This is a genomic window from Pseudomonas sp. R2-37-08W, assembly GCF_003851705.1.
Classification (GTDB): domain Bacteria; phylum Pseudomonadota; class Gammaproteobacteria; order Pseudomonadales; family Pseudomonadaceae; genus Aquipseudomonas.
This window is the reverse complement of the sequence record NZ_CP027728.1, coordinates 4,009,531-4,029,525: the sequence shown is the minus strand read 5'-3', so window position 1 is coordinate 4,029,525 and position 19,995 is coordinate 4,009,531. Positions and strand designations below refer to the sequence as shown.

Genomic DNA, 19,995 nt, shown 5'->3' with positions numbered 1-19,995 from the left:
GGAGCGAGCAAGTGGCTGAGATTCATCTGGACCCCGACGTGCTGTCGGGCTTGCAGGAGGTGATGGAGGACGAGTACCCACGGTTGCTGGAGACCTTCCTTCATGACTCCGAAGAGCGCGTCACCGCCTTGCGCAAGGCGCGTGATGACGCCAAGGCGCTGGGGCGCATCGCCCATAGCTTCAAGGGCAGCAGCGGCAACCTTGGGGCGGTGCGACTGGCGCAGTTGTGTCAGCGCCTGGAAGTGGAGTCCGTTGGCACGACGGCGGACCTCGGGGCTCTGGTCGATCAGATCGATCATGAGTTTGCCCTGGTCCGGCCGCTGTATGAGTCGGAGCGGCAGCGCTTCAGTCTCTGAATTATTTCAAGGCGCATTTAGCTGCTTCTGGGCGACTTGGCCCGACTCTTGCTCCATCTCCGGTTACTGCATCCCCGACCCCCATGCAGTGGAGACCTTTACCTATGCCAGTCGCCCCTAATTCGCTCCTTCAGGCTGCCCCCGCGGCCAAGCCTCAAGCGCCTGCCGCCACCCCTGTGGCAGCGGCTGCGGACCCACGGGACAAGGGCCCTGGCTTCGCTCAAGTGTTCGCCAACCAAGGCGCCAAACCTGCCTTGAAAACCGCCGACGCCCCAGGCGAGTCGGCGCCGACGGCAGCCGGCGATCAATCTGCCGCCAGCACGCCGGCGGTTGCCGATAGCGGCAATCCCTTGCCTGCCAAGCCGGCCAAGGCCGACGAGGACGCCGCCGACACAGCCGCCGACCCGTCCCTGGCGCAACAGCCGCCGGCTGATCCGCCGGTCGACCCCGCGCTGATCGCCACGGTCACCCCCGTTGCCGTGCCGGTGGAAACGCCAGCGCCTGTGGCGGTCGTGGAAGATGACAAGCCCCAGCCGGCCGCCGCCGCCCCCGTCGCAGTGGTCGACACGGCCAAGTCACCCGCCTTCGACCCCGAAGCCGACCCCCTAGATGCGATGCCCGCCGTACGCTTGGCGATGGAGCAGGGCGGTCATGTATCGGCCAGCAGCCAGGCGCCACAGAAAACTGCGCCAGCCACGCCCCTGGATCAACCGACCGCCGCGCAGAACTTCGCGGCAGGCCTGGCCACCATGGTCGATCAACAAGCCACCAAGGACAGCACCGGCCAGGGCGGCGACAAAGCCTTCGGCGCGCTGATCGATGACGGCCTCAAGGACCTCAAGGACGCCAGCAGCGACACCCGCGTGGATGACTTCGCCAACCGCCTCGCCGCGCTGACCCAGGCCGCCACGCCGAAAACCGCCAACGCCTTGCCGCCGGTGACCAACGCCCCGCTGGCCATGCACCAGAGCGGCTGGACCGAAGAAGTGGTCAACCGCGTAATGTACCTCTCCAGCGCCAACCTCAAGTCGGCCGAAATCCAGCTGCAGCCGGCCGAACTGGGGCGCCTGGACATTAAGGTCAACATGACGCCCGACCAGCAGGCCCAAGTGAGCTTCATGAGCGGCCATGCGGTGGTCCGTGAAGCGCTGGAAAGCCAGTCCGGGCGCCTGCGCGAGATGTTCGCCCAGCAAGGCATGGGGCAGGTGGACGTGAACGTGTCCGACCAGTCTCGCGGGCAGGAACAGCAGCAACAGCAGGCCCAGACCCCTGGCGTGAGCAGTCGCGGCGGGCGGGGTGATAGCGCTGACACCGGCAGTCACGTTGACGTGGCTGAAGCGGTCGCGCCCGTGACCTCAACCGTGATTGGCTCCAGCGCGGTCGACTACTACGCCTGACCTGAGTCAAATAGAGATCCAAATGTGGGAGGGGGCTTGCCCCCGATTGCGGTGGATCAGTTAAAGATATTGAGTCTGACACACTGCTATCGGGAGCAAGCCCCCTCCCACATTTGATGTGTGTTGCCCTGGCGCCAGACAACTCTGGCATAACACTTGCTCTTGCCTTTCCGTAGATCTATGAATCCCAGAATAGTGACGGATTATTGGCATGGCGAAGAGCGACGACGCAGCAACTCCCCCCGCAGGCAAAGGCAAGCTCAAGCTGATCCTGCTGATTGTGCTGGGCCTGCTCCTGGCCATTGGCGCCTCGGTGGGTGGCACCTGGTACATCATGCACAGCAGTGCCAGCAAGCCGGCTCCCGCTGCCGACGCCGCCACTAACGTCAAGCAACCGGCAATCTTCGAGCCGATGCTGCCGGCGTTTGTCGCCAACTACAACCAGAACGGTCGCCAACGCTACTTGCAGGTGAGCATCACTTTGCTGGCGCGCAACCAGGCGGACCTGGACGCGCTCAAGGTGCACATGCCGGTGATCCGCAACAACCTGGTGATGCTGTTCTCCGGGCAGAGCTTCGACAGCCTGGCCACTGCGGTGGGCCAGGAAATGCTGCGCCAGAAGGTCACTGCCAGCGTGCAGGAAGTGGCCCAGAAAGAGCTCGGCAAAGTCGTGGTCGAGCAGGCGCTCTTCACTAACTTCGTATTGCAGTAGGACCACGACATGGCCGTGCAAGACCTGCTGTCCCAGGATGAAATCGACGCGCTGTTGCATGGCGTCGACGATGGTCTGGTACAGACCGAAATGGCTGCCGAACCCGGCAGCGTCAAAAGTTACGACCTGACCACCCAGGATCGCATCGTCCGTGGACGCATGCCGACCCTGGAAATGATCAACGAACGTTTCGCCCGTTATACCCGTATCAGCATGTTCAACATGCTGCGCCGTTCGGCGGACGTGGCGGTGGGCGGCGTGCAGGTGATGAAGTTCGGTGAATACGTGCACTCGCTGTACGTGCCCACCAGCCTCAACCTGGTCAAGATCAAGCCGTTGCGCGGCACCGCGCTGTTCATCCTCGACGCCAAGTTGGTGTTCAAGCTGGTGGACAACTTCTTCGGTGGCGACGGCCGTCACGCCAAGATCGAAGGCCGTGAATTCACGCCCACCGAACTGCGCGTGGTGCGCATGGTGCTGGAGCAGGCCTTCATTGACTTGAAGGAAGCCTGGCAGGCGATCATGGAAGTCAATTTCGAGTACATCAATTCGGAAGTGAACCCGGCCATGGCCAATATCGTCGGGCCGAGCGAAGCCATTGTGGTGTCGACGTTCCACATCGAACTCGATGGCGGTGGCGGCGACCTGCACGTGACCATGCCGTACTCGATGATCGAGCCGGTGCGCGAAATGCTCGACGCCGGTTTCCAGTCCGACCTCGACGACCAGGACGAACGCTGGGTCAAGGCCCTGCGCGAAGACCTGCTCGACGTCGACGTGCCCCTGAGCGCCACCGTGGCCCGTCGCCAGTTGCGCCTGCGCGACATTCTGCACATGCAGCCGGGCGACGTGATCCCCGTCGAACTGCCGGAAGAACTGATCATGCGCGCCAATGGTGTGCCGTCGTTCAAGGTCAAGCTCGGTTCCCACAAGGGCAACCTGGCGTTGCAGGTGATTGAGCCGATCAATCGCCGCTGATGCACCCCCTATTCATGATTGTTTGCTGCGCCGAGGACATGTAATGGCTACCGAACACGAAAACACTTCCGCCGAAGACCAGGCCCTGGCTGACGAGTGGGCTGCGGCCCTGGAAGAAACCGGCGATGTCGGCCAGGACGATATCGACGCTCTGCTGGCCGCCGACGCTGCCTCCGCGCCAGCCGGCAAACGCCTGCCGATGGAAGAATTCGGCAGCGTGCCGAAAAACAACGAACCGGTGACCCTCGACGGCCCTAACCTGGACGTGATCCTGGACATTCCGGTGTCGATTTCCATGGAAGTGGGCAGCACCGAAATCAACATCCGTAACCTGCTGCAGCTCAACCAGGGCTCGGTGATCGAGCTCGACCGCCTGGCCGGCGAGCCGCTGGACGTGCTGGTCAACGGCACGCTGATCGCCCATGGCGAGGTGGTGGTGGTCAACGAGAAGTTCGGCATTCGCCTGACGGACGTGATCAGCCCGAGCGAACGCATCAAGAAGTTGCGCTGAAATGAAGTACAGCATGGCGGGACTGTTGCTGGCGCTGCCATTGGGCGCCCTGGCGGCTGAGCCGATCGCGCAAGCGGCTGCGGCACCTGCGGTCGGCAGCGTCGGCGGGCAGTTGACGCAATTGATGCTCGGCCTGTTGCTGGTGGTCGGCCTGATTTTCGTGCTGGCCTGGTTGATGCGCCGCGTGCAGCGTATCGGCCCGGGCAACGCCCAGGTCATCGAGCTGATCGGCTCGCGTGCCCTCGGCCCGCGCGATCGTTTGGTGCTGGTGCAGGTCGGCGAGGAGCAGATCCTGCTCGGCCTCACCCCCGGCCGCATTACCCCGTTGCACGTACTCAAGACACCGGTGGACGCGGCCAAGACCGAGGCCGCCACGCCAGAATTCGCCCAGCGCCTGATGGAATTGCTGGGCAAGGATCAGAAGGATAAGAAGTAATGCGCGTGTTCCTGACGCTCATGCTGTTGCTGGCCGCGCCGATGGCCCTGGGCGCCGACCCGTTGTCGATCCCGGCGATCACCCTGGGCACCAATGCGGCCGGCGCGCAGGAATACTCGGTCAGCCTGCAGATCCTGCTGATCATGACTGCGCTGAGTTTTATCCCGGCGTTCGTCATGCTGATGACCAGCTTCACGCGGATCATCATCGTGTTCTCGATCCTGCGTCAGGCCCTGGGCCTGCAACAGACGCCGTCGAACCAGATCCTTACCGGCATGGCGTTGTTTTTGACGCTGTTCATCATGGCGCCGGTGTTCGATAAGGTGAACCAGCAAGCCCTGCAGCCCTACCTGGCGGAGAAAATGACCGCCCAGGACGCGATCGACAAGGCCCAGGGCCCGATCAAGGACTTCATGCTGTCCCAGACCCGCTCCAGCGACCTCGAGCTGTTCATGCGCCTGTCCAAGCGCACCGACATCGCCACGCCGGACCAGGCCCCGCTGACCATCCTGGTGCCGGCGTTCGTCACCTCGGAATTGAAGACCGCGTTCCAGATCGGCTTCATGATTTTCATCCCGTTCCTGATCATCGACCTGGTGGTGGCGAGCGTGCTGATGGCAATGGGGATGATGATGCTCTCGCCGCTGATCATCTCGTTGCCGTTCAAGATCATGCTGTTTGTGCTGGTGGACGGCTGGGCGCTGATTATCGGCACCCTGGCCGGCAGTTTCGGAGGGGTATAGCGCGATGACCCCAGAAGTTGCCGTCGACCTGTTTCGTGAAGCGCTGTGGCTGACCACCCTGATGGTCGCCGTGCTGGTGGTGCCGAGCCTGTTGGTCGGCCTGCTGGTGGCGATGTTCCAGGCCGCCACCCAGATCAACGAACAGACCCTGAGCTTCCTGCCGCGCCTGCTGGTGATGCTGATCACCCTGATCGTCGCCGGCCCGTGGCTGGTGCAAACCTTCATGGAATACATCCTGCAGCTGTATGGCAGTATTCCTCAGTTGATCGGCTGAGCCGATGCAATCGTTACTGGCCTTGACCGACACCCAGATCAGCACCTGGGTGGCCTCGTTCATCCTGCCGCTGTTTCGCGTCACGGCCATGTTGATGGCCATGCCGGTGTTCGGCACCACCCTGGTACCACGGCGTGTGCGCCTGTATTTTGCGGTGGCGATCACGGTGGTGATCGTGCCCGGCTTGCCGCCGATGCCGCCGGTCAACGCCCTCGACCTCAGCGCGTTGATGTTGATCGCCGAACAGGTCCTGATCGGCGCCATGCTGGGCTTTTCCCTGAGCCTGTTCTTCCAGGCGTTTGTGGTCGCCGGGCAAATCATCTCGGTGCAGATGGGCATGGGCTTCGCGTCCATGGTCGACCCCACCAACGGTGTGTCGGCGGCGGTGATCGGGCAATTCCTGACCATGCTGGTGACCTTGCTGTTCCTGGCCATGAACGGCCATCTGGTGGCGTTCGAGGTCATGACCGAAAGTTTCACCACCTTGCCGGTGGGCTCGGGGCTGGTGGTCAACCACTTCTGGGAACTGGTGGGGCGCCTCGGCTGGGTGCTGGGCGCGTCCTTGCTGCTGGTGTTGCCGGCGATCACGGCGTTGCTGGTGGTCAACATCGCGTTTGGCGTGATGACTCGCGCGGCGCCGCAGCTGAACATCTTCTCGATTGGTTTCCCCTTGACCCTGGTGTTGGGCATGGGGATTTTCTGGGTCGGCCTGGCTGACATTCTCAATCAGTATCAACCGCTGGCGACCGACGCCTTGCAGTTCTTACGTGACCTGGCACGGGCGCGCTGAGCCATGGCCGAGAGCGAGAGTGGTCAGGACAAGACAGAAGACCCCACGGAGAAACGTAAAAAGGACTCCAGGGAAAAAGGCGAGATCGCACGCTCCAAAGAGCTCAATACCGTTGCGACCATGATGGCCGGTGCCGGCGCCTTGCTGATCTACGGCGGTGGCCTGGCGCTGGACTTGCTGGAGCTGATGAAGCACAACTTCACCTTGCCCCGCGAGGTGTTGCTCAACCCGGATTCCATGGGGCTCTACCTGCTGCATTCGGGCAAGATCGCGCTGCTGGCGGTGCAACCGATCCTGATCACCTTGCTGCTCGCCGCGCTGATCGGCCCGGTCGCCCTCGGCGGCTGGCTGTTTGCCGCCAGCAGCATGGCGCCCAAGTTCAGCCGCATGAACCCGGCGGCCGGGCTCAAGCGCATGTTTTCCACCAAGGCCCTGGTGGAGCTGCTCAAGGCCTTGGCCAAATTCATCCTGATTCTGTTCGTGGCGTTGTCGGTGTTGTCGTCCGACATCGACGACTTGCTGCGCATCGCCCATGAACCGCTGGAGTCGGCGATCATCCACAGCCTGCAAGTGGTGGGTTGGAGCGCGTTGTGGATGTCTGCCGGGCTGATAATCATCGCGGCGGTGGACGCGCCTATCCAGCTGTGGGAAAGCCACAAGAAACTGCTGATGACCAAGCAGGAAGTGCGCGACGAACACAAGGACCAGGAAGGGCGCCCGGAGGTCAAGCAACGCATTCGCCAACTGCAGCGGGAAATGTCCCAGCGCAAGATGATGGCCTCGGTGCCCGACGCCGATGTGATCATCACCAACCCGACCCACTACGCCGTCGCCCTCAAGTACGACCCGGAGAAGGGCGGCGCGCCGATGTTGCTGGCCAAGGGCAGCGACTTTACCGCGCTCAAGATTCGTGAAATCGCCGTGGCCAACGACATCCTGCTGCTGGAATCACCGGCGCTGGCGCGGTCGATCTTCTATTCCACCGACCTCGATCAGGAAATCCCCGCCGGGCTGTACCTGGCCGTGGCGCAGGTATTGGCCTACGTCTACCAGATCCGCCAGTATCGGGCGGGCAAGGGCAAGCGGCCCGATCCGCTCAAGGACCTGCCGATCCCGCCGGATTTGCGTCGCGACACTTAAATATCCCCACTGACCTGTCAACTTTGACAGTAGCCAATGCGCCGCCTTCACTGTTTGATACAGCGATGAGCTGCGCAGCCATGCGCGGCTCGGGAGGCGGTGATGGATAGGGCTACGGTCAAGTGGTTCGATGCGGTCAAGGGCATTGGTTTGATTGTCCGGGATCGTGATGGCAACGCGGTTGCCGTGCAGTCGACAGATCCCAAGTGCGGTGAAGTCCCGCCAGCCGCTCCCACCTTGCGAAAACCCCGCAAGCGGAAAAAAACACCGGAAGCCCCTCGCTAGCACCCATGTTCGTTTGCGTCTACCTGTCAACTTTGACAGTAGCCAGCGCCAGCGTCTCGCGGTTCTATTGCACCAGGCACTGCGCGCAGGCTGTAAACGAGATGCAGGGAGAACGGCATTGAAAGTGACGACGGGTACAGTCAAACGTGAGCTGGCCAGGGGCAAGTGGCTGATTGCGCTGGATGACGGGCATGACTGCGTCTTTATCGATTGGAGCGATTGGCGGGGGGCTGCACTGTCGATTGGTAAGAAGTTAACGTTTCAAATGATCCATAAACCCCAGGGCGTTTATGCGCTCCCCGTCAGTGCGCGCAACGATACCGGGACGGGTCCATAAGTGTGTGGAGAACGGCAAGTGTTCAGGCCTCGAATATACGGCCTATTTAAAGACCACCCCGGGTGCAAATGTGGGAGGGGGCTTGCTCCCGATGGCGGCGTATCAGCCACCTATTCGGGGCCTGACACACCGCCATCGGGAGCAAGCCCCCTCCCACATTTAACCTGAGTCATACCCGGTAGGCTGCGTCGCTTCCAAAGTCATCCTGGGCCCAAAAGCAAAGTTGGAAGGCTTCTTGCAATACCGCCTGCAGGACGCCCCCCAGCGTCAAAACTTTGCTTCAAGGACACGAGGAAGACCGGTGGTAGATCGCTCTCAAATGCTCAGCACGGCCCGTGGCACCCTGACTGACCTGTCGCGGGGCAACCTGGGCGTGCCGTTGTTGTTGCTGGTGATGCTGGCAATGATGATGTTGCCGATGCCGCCGTTCCTGCTCGACGTGTTTTTCACCTTCAACATCGCCCTGTCGGTGGTAGTGCTGCTGGTGTGTGTGTACGCCCTGCGGCCATTGGATTTCGCGGTGTTCCCGACCATCCTGCTGGTGGCAACCCTGCTGCGCCTGGCGCTGAACGTGGCGTCCACCCGCGTGGTGATGCTCCACGGCCAGGACGGTCACGCCGCCGCCGGTAAGGTGATCCAGGCCTTCGGTGAAGTGGTGATCGGCGGTAACTACGTGGTCGGTATCGTGGTGTTCGCGATCCTGATGATCATCAACTTCGTGGTGGTCACCAAGGGCGCCGGGCGGATTTCCGAGGTGAGCGCGCGGTTTACCCTGGATGCGATGCCCGGTAAGCAGATGGCTATCGACGCCGACCTCAATGCCGGCCTTATCGACCAGAACCAGGCCAAGAGCCGTCGCCTGGAAGTGGCCCAGGAAGCCGAGTTCTACGGCTCCATGGACGGCGCCAGTAAGTTTGTGCGCGGTGACGCCATCGCCGGCCTGCTGATCCTGTTCATCAACCTGATCGGCGGCATAGCCGTGGGTATTTTCCAGCACGGCATGACCTTCGGCGATGCGGGCAAGGTCTACGCCTTGCTGACCATCGGTGACGGTTTAGTGGCGCAATTGCCATCACTGTTGTTATCCACAGCTGCTGCGATCATGGTGACCCGTGCTTCGGGCTCCGAAGACATGGGCAAGCAGATCAGCCGGCAGATGTTCGCTTCGCCCAAGGCGCTGGCCGTGGCCGCCGGTATCATGGCCGTCATGGGCATCGTGCCGGGCATGCCCCACGTTTCGTTCCTGAGCATGGCGGCCATGGCCGGCGGCGCGGCCTACCTGTTCTGGAAGAAACAGAATGCGGTCAAGGTTCAGGCCCTGCAGGAAGTTGCCCGCCAGCAGGAATTGCTGCCATCCCCGGCCCGCGCCCAGGAAACCAAGGAACTGGGCTGGGACGACGTGACCCCGATCGACATGATCGGCCTGGAAGTCGGTTACCGCCTGATCCCGTTGGTGGACCGCAACCAGGGCGGCCAACTGCTGGCGCGGATCAAGGGTGTGCGCAAGAAACTGTCCCAGGACCTGGGCTTTTTGATGCCCACCGTGCATATCCGCGACAACCTCGACCTGGCCCCCAGCGCCTACCGCCTGACCTTGATGGGCGTGATCCTGGCCGAAGCCGAGATCTACCCGGACCGCGAACTTGCGATCAACCCAGGGCAAGTGTTCGGTTCGCTCAACGGCATCACCGCCAAAGATCCGGCTTTCGGCCTGGAAGCGGTGTGGATCGAAGTCAGCCAGCGCAGCCAGGCGCAGTCCCTCGGTTATACCGTGGTGGACGCCAGTACCGTGGTCGCTACCCACCTCAACCAGATTCTCTACAAACACTCCCACGAGCTGATCGGCCACGAGGAAGTCCAGCAATTGATGGGTTTGCTGGCCAAAGCCTCGCCAAAACTGGCCGAAGAGCTGGTGCCGGGCGTGCTGTCGCTGTCGCAGTTGCTCAAGGTGTTGCAAGCCCTGCTCGCCGAGCAGGTGCCCGTGCGCGATATTCGCAGCATCGCCGAGGCCATCGCCAACAATGCCGCCAAGAGTCAAGATACTGCCGCTCTGGTGGCGGCGGTACGGGTCGGTTTGTCCCGCGCCATCGTGCAAAGCATTGTAGGCGTTGAGTCTGAGCTGCCTGTTATCACCTTGGAGCCAAGGTTGGAACAGATATTGCTCAATAGTATTCAGAAGGCAGGGCAAGGCCAGGAAGAGGGCGTTCTGCTGGAGCCAAGCATGGCTGAAAAGCTGCAGCGTTCGTTGATCGAAGCCGCGCAGCGCCAGGAGATGCAGGGCCAGCCGGTGATTCTGCTGGTGGCCGGTCCGGTCCGCGCGATGTTGTCGCGCTTCGGGCGCCTGGCAGTACCGAATTTGCACGTGTTGGCTTACCAGGAAATTCCTGACAATAAGCAAGTGACTATCGTCGCGACAGTAGGGCCCAACGGCTGAGGGTAGTGGGTTATGCAAGTAAAGCGTTTTTTCGCCGCCGATATGCGTCAGGCCATGAAGTTGGTCCGCGATGAGCTGGGCGCCGATGCCGCGATTATCGGTAATCGTCGCATCGCTGGCGGTGTCGAGCTGACGGCTGCCCTGGATTACACGCCTCAGGCCCTGGCTCCGCGTGTGCCGAACATGGAGCTCGAAGACGAGCTGCGCAAGACCGCTTCGCGCATCGTCTCGGCCCAGGCCGAACTGAGCATGCGCGGTGACAGCGACGCCACCACCAACCGCCAATTGTTCGCCGGCCTGCCACTGACCGCCGCCGAGCCGCTGGTGGAACCTACGTTTGTCGAGCCGCCACGTCCTGCAGCGCCAGCCCCGGCCGCCGCAGTCGACCAGCGTGTGTTCGATTCGATGCGCTTTGAACTCAACGGCCTGCGCGAGCTGCTCGAAGTGCAACTGGGCTCGCTGGCCTGGAGCCAACTGCAAGGCAGCAAGCCGCAACAAGCCAACCTGTGGCGCCGGCTGCAGCGCATCGGCCTGTCCGGCCCGTTGTCCCGCGACCTGCTGGCGCTGACCGCCGAAGTCGAAGAGCCGCGCCAAGCCTGGCGCATGCTGCTGGCGCACTTGGCGCGGATGATCGCCACCCCGGAAATCGAACCCCTGGAAGAAGGCGGTGTGATCGCCATGGTCGGCCCCGCCGGCATGGGCAAGACCACCACCCTGGCCAAGCTGGCCGCGCGTTATGTGCTCAAGTACGGCGCGTCGAATATCGCGCTGGTGAGCATGGACAGCTACCGCATCGGCGCCCAGGAACAGCTCAAGACCCTGGGCCGTATCCTCAATGTGCCGGTGACCCACGTCGACCCGGGCCAGTCCCTGGCCAATGCCCTCGACCCGCTGCTGCGCAAGCGCGTGGTGTTGATCGATACCGCCGGCCTGCAAGCCAGCGACCCGGCCCTGCGCATGCAGCTTGAAAGCCTGGCCGGACGCGGCATCAAGTCGAAAAATTACCTGGTGCTTGCAACCACCAGCCAGAAACAGGTTCTTACCGCTGCCTATCACAGCTACAAACGCTGCGGCCTGGCCGGTTGCATCCTGACCAAACTGGATGAAACCGCCAGCCTCGGCGAAGTGCTGAGCCTGGCGATCAGTCATGAATTACCGGTCGCCTACCTGACCGACGGGCCGCGGATCCCGGATGATTTGCATCTGCCGCGCCGTCATCAGTTGGTCAGCCGTGCTGTCAGTGTGCAAATGCAAGACGAGCCTAGCGAGGAAGCGATGGCCGACATGTTCGCCGACCTTTATCACAACCCGGCAAAGCGGGTGGGTTAAGGCAGGATGAACACCGTGAAATGTACCTACATCGATGGTCTGCAAGCGATACACGCGACCAAGCCATGTAGCCTGCGTCTAAGCAAGACAAGGTAAAGAAATAAAATGGGCAGCATGCATCCCGTACAGGTGATCGCGGTGACCGGCGGCAAAGGTGGCGTCGGCAAAACTAACGTGTCAGTGAATTTGTCCCTGGCCCTGGCAGAGCTTGGCCGTCGCGTCATGCTGCTGGATGCTGACCTGGGCCTGGCGAACGTGGACGTTCTGCTGGGGCTGACACCCAAACACACGCTCGCCGATGTGATCGAAGGCCGCTGTGAGCTGCGCGATGTGCTGCTCCAGGGTCCCGGTGGTATCCGCATCGTGCCGGCCGCCTCGGGCACCCAGAGCATGGTGCACCTGAGCCCGGCGCAGCATGCCGGCCTGATCCAGGCCTTCAGCGATATCGGCGACAACCTCGACGTGCTGGTGATCGACACCGCCGCCGGGATCGGCGAGTCGGTGGTCAGCTTCGTACGCGCCGCGCAAGAAGTGCTGCTGGTGGTCTGCGACGAACCCACTTCGATCACTGACGCCTACGCCCTGATCAAACTGCTTAACCGTGACTACGGCATGAACCGCTTCCGCGTGCTGGCCAACATGGCCCAGAGCCCGCAGGAAGGGCGCAACCTGTTCGCCAAGTTGACCAAGGTCACGGATCGTTTCCTCGATGTCGCCTTACAATACGTTGGCGCAGTTCCCTATGACGAGTGTGTGCGCAAGGCCGTGCAAAAGCAGCGTGCGGTCTACGAAGCGTTCCCTCGTTCCAAGTGCGCACTGGCGTTCAAGGCGATAGCCCAGAAGGTCGATACCTGGCCGTTGCCTGCCAACCCTCGGGGGCATCTGGAGTTTTTTGTCGAACGATTGGTGCATCAGACGAGCGCGGGACCTGTGCTATGACATCCAGCGGCTACAACCTTTACAAAAAGTCGGCCCGTGACAGCCAGGGCGAGTTGATCGAGCGCTATGCGCCGCTGGTCAAGCGCATTGCCTATCACCTGTTGGCGCGCCTGCCTGCCAGCGTGCAGGTGGAAGACCTGATCCAGGCCGGGATGATCGGCCTGCTCGAAGTGTCGACCAAATACGACGCGAGCAAAGGGGCGAGTTTCGAGACGTATGCGGGTATCCGTATCCGTGGCGCGATGCTCGATGAAGTGCGTAAAGGGGATTGGGCGCCGCGTTCGGTACACCGCAATACGCGCATGGTCAGTGACGCAATTCGTGCAATTGAAGCAAAAACCGGTCGTGACGCTAAAGATCATGAAGTTGCGGCCGAACTCCAATTGAGTCTCGACGATTATTACGGGATTTTGAACGATACCTTGGGCAGCCGCCTGTTCAGTTTCGACGACCTGTTGCAGGACGGCGAACACGAAGGGCTGCACGAGGACGGCGCGAGCGCGCATATGGAGCCGTCGCGCGATCTGGAAGATGAACGTTTCCAGGGAGCGCTGGCGGAGGCCATTGCCAATTTGCCGGAGCGCGAGCGCCTGGTGTTGGCGCTGTACTACGACGAGGAGCTGAACCTCAAGGAAATCGGTGAGGTCCTGGGGGTCAGCGAATCGCGTGTCAGCCAGTTGCATAGCCAGTGCGCGGCCCGCTTGCGGGGGCGGTTGGGAGAGTGGCGCGCGCGCTGACAGGCAGTGTGGGGACACTGCAGAAGCTACCGCGAAGGTTTCGGCCTTCGCGGGTTCGCTCCGTGGTGCCCTGGGCAGTCCTTTTTGTGTAACGCCTGTTGATTGAAGTGGCGCGTCCAGGTGCTGGGCGCGTTTAAGACTGCTTGGAGGTCGAATTGGACAAGAACATGAAAATCCTCATCGTTGATGACTTCTCAACGATGCGGCGGATCATAAAAAACCTGTTGCGTGACCTTGGGTTCACTAACACGGTCGAGGCGGATGACGGCATTACGGCGATTCCGATCCTCAACAGCGGGAGCATCGACTTTCTGGTAACCGACTGGAACATGCCCGGCATGACCGGCATCGACTTGCTGCGCCATGTGCGCGCCGATGAAAAACTGCGCAGCCTGCCGGTGTTGATGGTGACCGCCGAAGCCAAGCGTGAACAGATCATCGAAGCCGCCCAAGCCGGGGTAAACGGCTATGTGGTCAAGCCATTCACTGCCCTGGCCTTGAAAGAGAAGATCGAAAAAATCTTCGAACGCATCGGCCATTGATGCTGCCACGGGGGAGCTATGGACCATAACGAAACGTCACAGGGCGATTTTGAGTCGACCCTGAAAAAACATGCTCACCAGTTGGTCGAATGCCTTGAAAAGGGCCAGTTCGGCGATGCGGTGCAGTTGATCCATGAGCTTAACCAGACCCGTGACCGCGGCCTGTACCAGGAAGTGGGCAAGCTCACGCGTGAGCTGCACAGTGCGATCGTCAATTTCCAGATTGACCCGCGCATGCCCCAGGCCGAAGAAATTTCCCAGATCACCGATGCTACCGAACGCCTGTCCTATGTGGTCAGGCTGACCGAGGCTGCGGCCAACCGCACCATGGACCTGGTGGAAAACGCCACGCCTCTGGTCAACGGCATGGCCAGTGAAGCCCAGGCCTTGAGCGTTGACTGGGGCCGCTTCATGCGCCGCGAAGTGGGGGCGGAAGAGTTCCGTGAACTGGCGCGTCGGGTCGACGGTTTTCTGTCGCGCAGCGAACAGGAAAACCGCACGGTGGCCGGCAACCTCAACGACATTCTGCTCGCCCAGGATTACCAGGACCTCACCGGCCAAGTGATCAAGCGTGTGACCCAACTGGTCACCGAAGTGGAAAGCAACCTGCTCAAACTGGTGCTGATGGCCGGCCAGGTCGACCGTTTTGCCGGCATCGAACATGACCGCGAAGCGATCCTCTCGGAAAAAGATCCACAAAAACACCTCGCCAAGGGTGAAGGTCCGCAGATTCATGCCGATAAACGTGAAGACGTCGTATCCGGTCAAGATGACGTAGACGATTTGCTGTCCAGTTTAGGCTTCTAAGGAGCACCCACATGAGCTTCGGCGCCGATGAAGAAATCCTTCAGGATTTCCTTGTAGAGGCCGGCGAAATTTTAGAGCAACTGTCCGAACAACTGGTCGAGCTGGAAAGCCGTCCGGATGATGCGAACCTGCTCAATGCAATTTTTCGCGGTTTTCACACTGTAAAAGGGGGCGCCGGCTTCCTCCAGCTCCATGAGCTGGTGGAGTGCTGTCACATCGCCGAGAACGTGTTCGACATCCTGCGCAAGGGTGAGCGTCAGGTTGACTCGGAATTAATGGACGTGATTCTCGAAGCACTGGATGCGGTCAACGCCATGTTCAGCCAGGTGCGTGAACGTGCACCGGTCACCGCCGCCACTCCGGAACTGCTGGCCGCCCTGGCGCGCCTGGCCGAACCGGCTGCGCAAGCACCGGCTGTGCAAGCCGTGCCTGAGCCAGTGGTGGAAGCCGAGGCGGATGTGACCGACAGCGAGTTCGAGCAACTGCTCGACTCGCTCAATGCGGTCAAGGCCGAGGCTGAAGCACCGGCTGCAACGGCGCCGGTTGCCACACCGACCAGCGAAGACATCACCGACGCAGAATTCGAATCCCTGCTCGATCAGTTGCATGGCAAGGGCCAGTTCGCGGCCGACGCCGTGGCACCGGCGGCTGCGCCAGCGGCACCGGCGGCCAACGCCAGTACCGATATTACCGACGACGAATTCGAGGCGCTGCTCGACCAGCTGCATGGCAAAGGCACGTTCGTCGCCGAAGCCTTGCCGCAGGTCGCTGCCACTGCCGCCGTCGCTCCGGCGGCCAGTGCAGCACCTGCCGGTGACGGGCTGATTTCTGATAACGAGTTCGAAGCCTTGCTGGACGAGTTGCACGGCAAAGGCAAGTTCACCGAAGTGGCCCCGGCTCCGGCCGCCGCCGCAGCGGTCGCTACAGCCGCACCGGTTGCCGCCGCCAAAGCCGCAGCGCCGGTCGCCAAGCCAGCGCCTGCACCGGCTGCCGCGCCAGCTCCGGCGCGTCCTGCCGCTGCGCCGGTTGCCGACAAACCTGCCACTGAAGCCGAAACCACGGTGCGCGTAGACACTGCGCGCCTGGACGACATCATGAACATGGTCGGCGAGCTGGTGCTGGTGCGTAACCGCCTGGTGCGCCTGGGCCTGAACAGTGGCGATGAAGCCATGCAGAAGGCCGTGTCGAACCTCGATGTGGTCACCGCCGACCTGCAAACCGCCGTGATGAAAACGCGGATGCAGCCGATCAAGAAAGTCTTCGGCCGTTTCCCGCGCCTGGTGCGCGACCTGGCGCGCCAGCTCAAGAAAGAAATCAACCTGGAACTGGTGGGCGAAGAAACCGACCTCGACAAGAACCTCGTCGAGGCCCTGGCCGACCCGCTGGTCCACTTGGTGCGCAACGCCGTCGACCACGGCGTGGAAACCCCGGAAGAACGCGAAGCCTCGGGCAAATCGCGGGGCGGCAAGGTGATCCTGGCGGCGGAGCAAGAGGGCGACCATATCCTGCTGTCGATCACCGATGACGGCAAAGGCATGGACCCGGCGATTTTGCGCAATATCGCGGTCAAGCGCGGCGTGATGGACAAGGATGCCGCCGATCGCCTCACCGACACCGAGTGCTACAACCTGATCTTCGCCCCCGGCTTCTCGACCAAGACCGAGATCTCCGACGTGTCCGGCCGTGGCGTCGGCATGGACGTGGTGAAGACCAAGATCAGCCAGCTCAACGGCTCGATCAATATCTACTCGACCAAGGGCCAGGGCTCGAAGATCGTCATCAAGGTGCCGTTGACCCTGGCGATCATGCCAACCCTGATGGTGATGCTGGGCAACCAGGCCTTCGCCTTCCCGCTGGTCAACGTCAACGAGATCTTCCACCTCGACCTGTCGCGCACCAACGTGGTGGACGGCCAGGAAGTGGTGATCGTGCGTGACAAGGCCTTGCCGCTGTTCTACCTCAAGCGCTGGCTGGTGGCATCGGCCAAGCATGAAGAGCAGCGCGAGGGCCATGTGGTGATTCTGTCGGTGGGCACCCAGCGCATCGGCTTTGTGGTCGACCAACTGGTGGGCCAGGAAGAAGTGGTCATCAAGCCGTTGGGCAAAATGCTGCAGGGGACCCCGGGCATGTCCGGCGCGACCATCACCGGTGACGGTCGCATCGCGTTGATTCTCGATGTTCCGAGCATGCTCAAGCGTTACGCCGCACGGCGTATTTGATTCTGGCGGGGCAGGGCGGTAGCGCCCGCCCCGTCTAACGGAGTGTTTATGGTAGTCAAGGTCCTGGTGGTGGACGATTCGGGTTTCTTCCGCCGCCGCGTCTCGGAGATTCTTTCCGCCGATCCAACGATCCAGGTAGTCGGCACGGCCACCAACGGCAAAGAGGCGATCGATCAAGCCATTGCGTTGAAGCCGGACGTGATCACCATGGACTACGAAATGCCGATGATGGATGGCATCACGGCCGTGCGTCACATCATGCAACGCTGCCCCACACCGGTATTGATGTTCTCCTCGCTGACCCATGAAGGCGCCCGGGTCACCCTGGATGCGCTGGATGCCGGCGCGGTGGATTTCCTGCCGAAGAATTTCGAAGACATCTCGCGTAACCCCGATAAGGTCAAGCAGATGCTGTGCGAGAAGGTGCACAGCATTTCGCGCAGTAACCGCCGCAGTCTGTTCAGCGCGCCCGCGCCGACACCTGCGCCTGCACCTGCACCCGTGGTCGCGCCGACATCATCGTTCAGCCGCCCGGCGCCCGCACCCGTCGCTCGGCCCGCGCCGGCAGCGCCTACCCGCGCGGCTGCATCAAGCGCCCATTCGCCCGCGCCCAAGCGCAAGGCCTACAAACTGGTGGCGATCGGTACGTCCACGGGCGGGCCGGTAGCCTTGCAGCGTGTATTGACCCAACTGCCGGCCAACTTCCCGGCGCCGATCGTGTTGATCCAGCACATGCCTGCCGCGTTCACCAAGGCCTTTGCCGAGCGCCTGGACAAGCTGTGCCGCATCAGCGTCAAGGAAGCCGAGGATGGCGACATCCTGCGCCCTGGCCTGGCGCTGCTGGCCCCGGGTGGCAAGCAGATGATGGTGGATGGCCGTGGCGCGATCAAAATCCTGCCGGGCGACGAGCGCCTCAACTATAAGCCGTGCGTGGATATCACCTTCGGTTCGGCGGCCAAGTCCTACGGTGACAAAGTTCTGGCGGTGGTGCTCACCGGCATGGGCGCCGATGGCCGTGAGGGCGCGCGCCTGCTCAAGCAGGGCGGCAGTGCAATCTGGGCCCAGGACGAAGCGAGTTGCGTGATCTACGGCATGCCCATGGCGATCGTCAAGGCTGACCTGGCCGACGCGATCTACAGCCTGGACGACATCGGCAAGCATCTGGTGGAGGCCTGCCTCTGATGGATGTCTTGAGCCTGATCGGCATCACCCTGGCGTTTGTCGCCATTATCGGCGGCAACTACCTTGAAGGCGGCCACCTTGGCGCCCTGGCCAACGGCCCGGCGGCGCTGATCGTGATCGGTGGCACCGTGGGCGCGGCGTTGTTGCAGGCGCCGGTGAGCTCGTTCAAGCGCGCCATGCAGATCCTGATATGGATCATTTTCCCGCCACGGGTCGACTTGCCAGGCGGCATCGACCGCGTGGTCAACTGGAGCCTCACCGCCCGCAAGGAAGGCTTGCTGGGCCTGGAAAGCGTGGCCGATGCCGAGCCCGACAGCTACTCCCGCAAAGGCCTGCAACTGCTGGTGGATGGCGCCGAGCCGGAGGCGATCCGCAGCATCCTCGAGGTGGATTTCTACACCCAGGAAAGCCGCGACATCAACGCGGCCAAAGTCTTTGAAAGCATGGGCGGCTACGCGCCGACCATCGGCATCATCGGTGCGGTAATGGGCCTGATCCACGTGATGGGCAACCTGGCCGACCCTTCGCAACTGGGCAGCGGCATTGCTGTGGCATTTGTCGCCACCATCTACGGTGTGGCGAGCGCCAACCTGGTGTTGTTGCCGGTGGCGAGCAAGCTCAAGTCGATTGCCATGCGCCAGTCCCGTTACCGCGAAATGTTGCTCGAAGGCATCCTGTCGATTGCCGAGGGCGAAAACCCGCGCTCCATCGAATTGAAGCTCCAGGGCTTCATGGATTGATGCACATGGGCATGTGGCGAGCGAGCTTGCTCGCGCTGGGCTGCGAAGCAGCCCCACTCCAGGCAACACGGTCTTTCAGACAGGTCGCAGCGTCTGGGTTCAGGGCCGCTTCGCGCCCCAGCGCGAGCAAGCTCGCTCGCCACAATGAAGTGTTCGCTGTTGGTCAGAGAGGGAAGTGCCTGTGAGCCGTCGCCGTCGCGAGCCTGAAGAGCACGTCAACCATGAACGCTGGCTGGTGTCCTACGCGGACTTCATCACCTTGCTGTTTGCGTTTTTCGTGGTGATGTACTCGATCTCGTCGGTGAACGAAGGCAAGTACAAGGTTATTTCCGAAGCGTTGATCGGGGTGTTTTCCGACTCCGATCGCGCGCTCAAGCCTATCCCTATCGGCGATGAACGACCCAAGACGGTGACCCCGGCCAAGCCGTTGGTCAACGACAGCGATGAAACCGCCGCCGGTGTCGGCGGCACCAGCGACCCGCTCAAGAGCATTGCCGACGATATCAGCGCCGCATTTGGCGACCTGATCAGCTCCAACCAGATGACCGTGCGCGGCAATGAACTGTGGGTGGAGATCGAGCTCAACTCCAGCCTGTTGTTCGCCAGCGCCGATGCGCTGCCGAGCGACCAGGCCTTCACCATCATCGACAAGGTGGCAGCGATCCTCAAGCCGTTTGAAAACCCGATCCACGTCGAAGGCTTTACCGACAACCTGCCGATCAGCACGGCGCAGTACCCGACCAACTGGGAACTGTCCTCGGCGCGGGCGGCAAGCATCGTGCGCATGCTCGCGATGCAGGGCGTGAACCCCCAGCGCCTGGCGTCGGTGGGCTACGGCGAGTTCCAGCCGGTGGCCAACAACGCCACGCTCGAAGGCCGTGCGCGCAACCGGCGGGTGGTGCTGGTGGTGTCGCGCAACCTGGATGTACGCCGCAGCCTGACTGGCACCGGCACGGCGAATGCAACACCGGATGCGGCGTTGAGGCGCGCTGGCACACAAACTGCACCGGCCCCTGCAAAGCCGCTGGTGCGGGCCAGCTCCGTCAATTCTCCGTCACCGGCTCACTAACCTATGCAATGTCTCGGTCGCGCGTGTGCCCACCGGGA

General features: G+C 62.1%; 21 protein-coding genes. All 21 read left to right on the top strand.

The window, feature by feature from the left end:
* The first annotated feature begins 11 nt into the window (after positions 1-11).
* The 21 genes from C4J93_RS18530 to motD all read left to right on the top strand — a co-directional run bounded on the left by C4J93_RS18530 (position 12) and on the right by motD (position 19,957).
* Positions 12-356 (top strand): Hpt domain-containing protein, encoded by a 345-nt coding sequence (locus C4J93_RS18530; RefSeq protein ID WP_124367843.1) that lies wholly within the window; start codon positions 12-14, stop codon positions 354-356.
* Between the two features lie 104 nt (positions 357-460).
* Entirely contained in the window at positions 461-1,753 is a 1,293-nt protein-coding gene (locus tag C4J93_RS18525) for a flagellar hook-length control protein FliK (RefSeq protein WP_124430158.1), read from the top strand.
* 211 nt (positions 1,754-1,964) lie between these two features.
* Positions 1,965-2,465, top strand: coding sequence for a flagellar basal body-associated protein FliL (fliL, locus tag C4J93_RS18520; RefSeq protein ID WP_124363774.1), 501 nt, complete (start codon positions 1,965-1,967; stop codon positions 2,463-2,465).
* 9 nt (positions 2,466-2,474) lie between these two features.
* Entirely contained in the window at positions 2,475-3,443 is a 969-nt protein-coding gene (fliM, locus tag C4J93_RS18515; protein ID WP_124363773.1) for a flagellar motor switch protein FliM, read from the top strand.
* Between the two features lie 43 nt (positions 3,444-3,486).
* Positions 3,487-3,954: a flagellar motor switch protein FliN gene (fliN, locus tag C4J93_RS18510; RefSeq protein ID WP_124371416.1), complete on the top strand. Its 468-nt coding sequence runs from the start codon at positions 3,487-3,489 to the stop codon at positions 3,952-3,954.
* 1 nt (position 3,955) lies between these two features.
* Positions 3,956-4,390, top strand: a complete 435-nt coding sequence (fliO, locus tag C4J93_RS18505) for a flagellar biosynthetic protein FliO (RefSeq protein WP_124367841.1) — start codon at positions 3,956-3,958, stop codon at positions 4,388-4,390.
* On the top strand, positions 4,390-5,133 hold the full coding sequence (fliP, locus tag C4J93_RS18500) for a flagellar type III secretion system pore protein FliP (protein WP_124363771.1): 744 nt from the start codon (positions 4,390-4,392) through the stop codon (positions 5,131-5,133). Before fliO ends, fliP begins: the two co-directional genes overlap by 1 nt.
* 4 nt (positions 5,134-5,137) lie before the next feature.
* Positions 5,138-5,407, top strand: a complete 270-nt coding sequence (gene fliQ, locus C4J93_RS18495; protein WP_057721355.1) for a flagellar biosynthesis protein FliQ — start codon at positions 5,138-5,140, stop codon at positions 5,405-5,407.
* A gap of 4 nt (positions 5,408-5,411) precedes the next feature.
* Complete coding sequence (fliR, locus tag C4J93_RS18490; protein WP_124363770.1) at positions 5,412-6,197, top strand: flagellar biosynthetic protein FliR; 786 nt, start codon at positions 5,412-5,414, stop codon at positions 6,195-6,197.
* 3 nt (positions 6,198-6,200) lie between these two features.
* Positions 6,201-7,337 carry a flagellar biosynthesis protein FlhB gene (gene flhB / locus C4J93_RS18485; RefSeq protein ID WP_124430157.1) on the top strand — a complete coding sequence of 379 codons (1,137 nt, stop codon included), beginning with the start codon at positions 6,201-6,203 and terminating at the stop codon, positions 7,335-7,337.
* 409 nt (positions 7,338-7,746) lie between these two features.
* A complete protein-coding gene (locus tag C4J93_RS18475) occupies positions 7,747-7,959 on the top strand; it encodes a hypothetical protein (protein WP_256657507.1) in 213 nt (70 codons plus the stop codon).
* Positions 7,960-8,278: 319 nt separating this feature from the next.
* Positions 8,279-10,393 carry a flagellar biosynthesis protein FlhA gene (gene flhA / locus C4J93_RS18470; RefSeq protein WP_124430905.1) on the top strand — a complete coding sequence of 705 codons (2,115 nt, stop codon included), beginning with the start codon at positions 8,279-8,281 and terminating at the stop codon, positions 10,391-10,393.
* A gap of 12 nt (positions 10,394-10,405) precedes the next feature.
* Positions 10,406-11,722 (top strand): flagellar biosynthesis protein FlhF, encoded by a 1,317-nt coding sequence (gene flhF, locus C4J93_RS18465; protein ID WP_124363767.1) that lies wholly within the window; start codon positions 10,406-10,408, stop codon positions 11,720-11,722.
* A gap of 105 nt (positions 11,723-11,827) precedes the next feature.
* Positions 11,828-12,661, top strand: coding sequence for a flagellar synthesis regulator FleN (gene fleN, locus C4J93_RS18460; RefSeq protein ID WP_003192912.1), 834 nt, complete (start codon positions 11,828-11,830; stop codon positions 12,659-12,661).
* On the top strand, positions 12,658-13,398 hold the full coding sequence (fliA, locus tag C4J93_RS18455) for an RNA polymerase sigma factor FliA (RefSeq protein WP_124359259.1): 741 nt from the start codon (positions 12,658-12,660) through the stop codon (positions 13,396-13,398). Before fleN ends, fliA begins: the two co-directional genes overlap by 4 nt.
* Before the next feature lie 167 nt (positions 13,399-13,565).
* Positions 13,566-13,940 (top strand): chemotaxis response regulator CheY, encoded by a 375-nt coding sequence (locus C4J93_RS18450; RefSeq protein WP_005790040.1) that lies wholly within the window; start codon positions 13,566-13,568, stop codon positions 13,938-13,940.
* A gap of 18 nt (positions 13,941-13,958) precedes the next feature.
* Complete coding sequence (locus C4J93_RS18445) at positions 13,959-14,747, top strand: protein phosphatase CheZ (RefSeq protein ID WP_124363766.1); 789 nt, start codon at positions 13,959-13,961, stop codon at positions 14,745-14,747.
* An 11-nt stretch (positions 14,748-14,758) separates the two neighbouring features.
* Positions 14,759-16,966 carry a chemotaxis protein CheA gene (locus tag C4J93_RS18440; RefSeq protein ID WP_124371408.1) on the top strand — a complete coding sequence of 736 codons (2,208 nt, stop codon included), beginning with the start codon at positions 14,759-14,761 and terminating at the stop codon, positions 16,964-16,966.
* A 48-nt stretch (positions 16,967-17,014) separates the two neighbouring features.
* On the top strand, positions 17,015-18,148 hold the full coding sequence (locus C4J93_RS18435) for a chemotaxis response regulator protein-glutamate methylesterase (protein ID WP_124430155.1): 1,134 nt from the start codon (positions 17,015-17,017) through the stop codon (positions 18,146-18,148).
* Positions 18,148-18,888 carry a flagellar motor protein gene (locus C4J93_RS18430; RefSeq protein WP_124430154.1) on the top strand — a complete coding sequence of 247 codons (741 nt, stop codon included), beginning with the start codon at positions 18,148-18,150 and terminating at the stop codon, positions 18,886-18,888. Before C4J93_RS18435 ends, C4J93_RS18430 begins: the two co-directional genes overlap by 1 nt.
* A gap of 181 nt (positions 18,889-19,069) precedes the next feature.
* Complete coding sequence (motD, locus tag C4J93_RS18420) at positions 19,070-19,957, top strand: flagellar motor protein MotD (protein ID WP_124363762.1); 888 nt, start codon at positions 19,070-19,072, stop codon at positions 19,955-19,957.
* Positions 19,958-19,995: the final 38 nt, after the last annotated feature.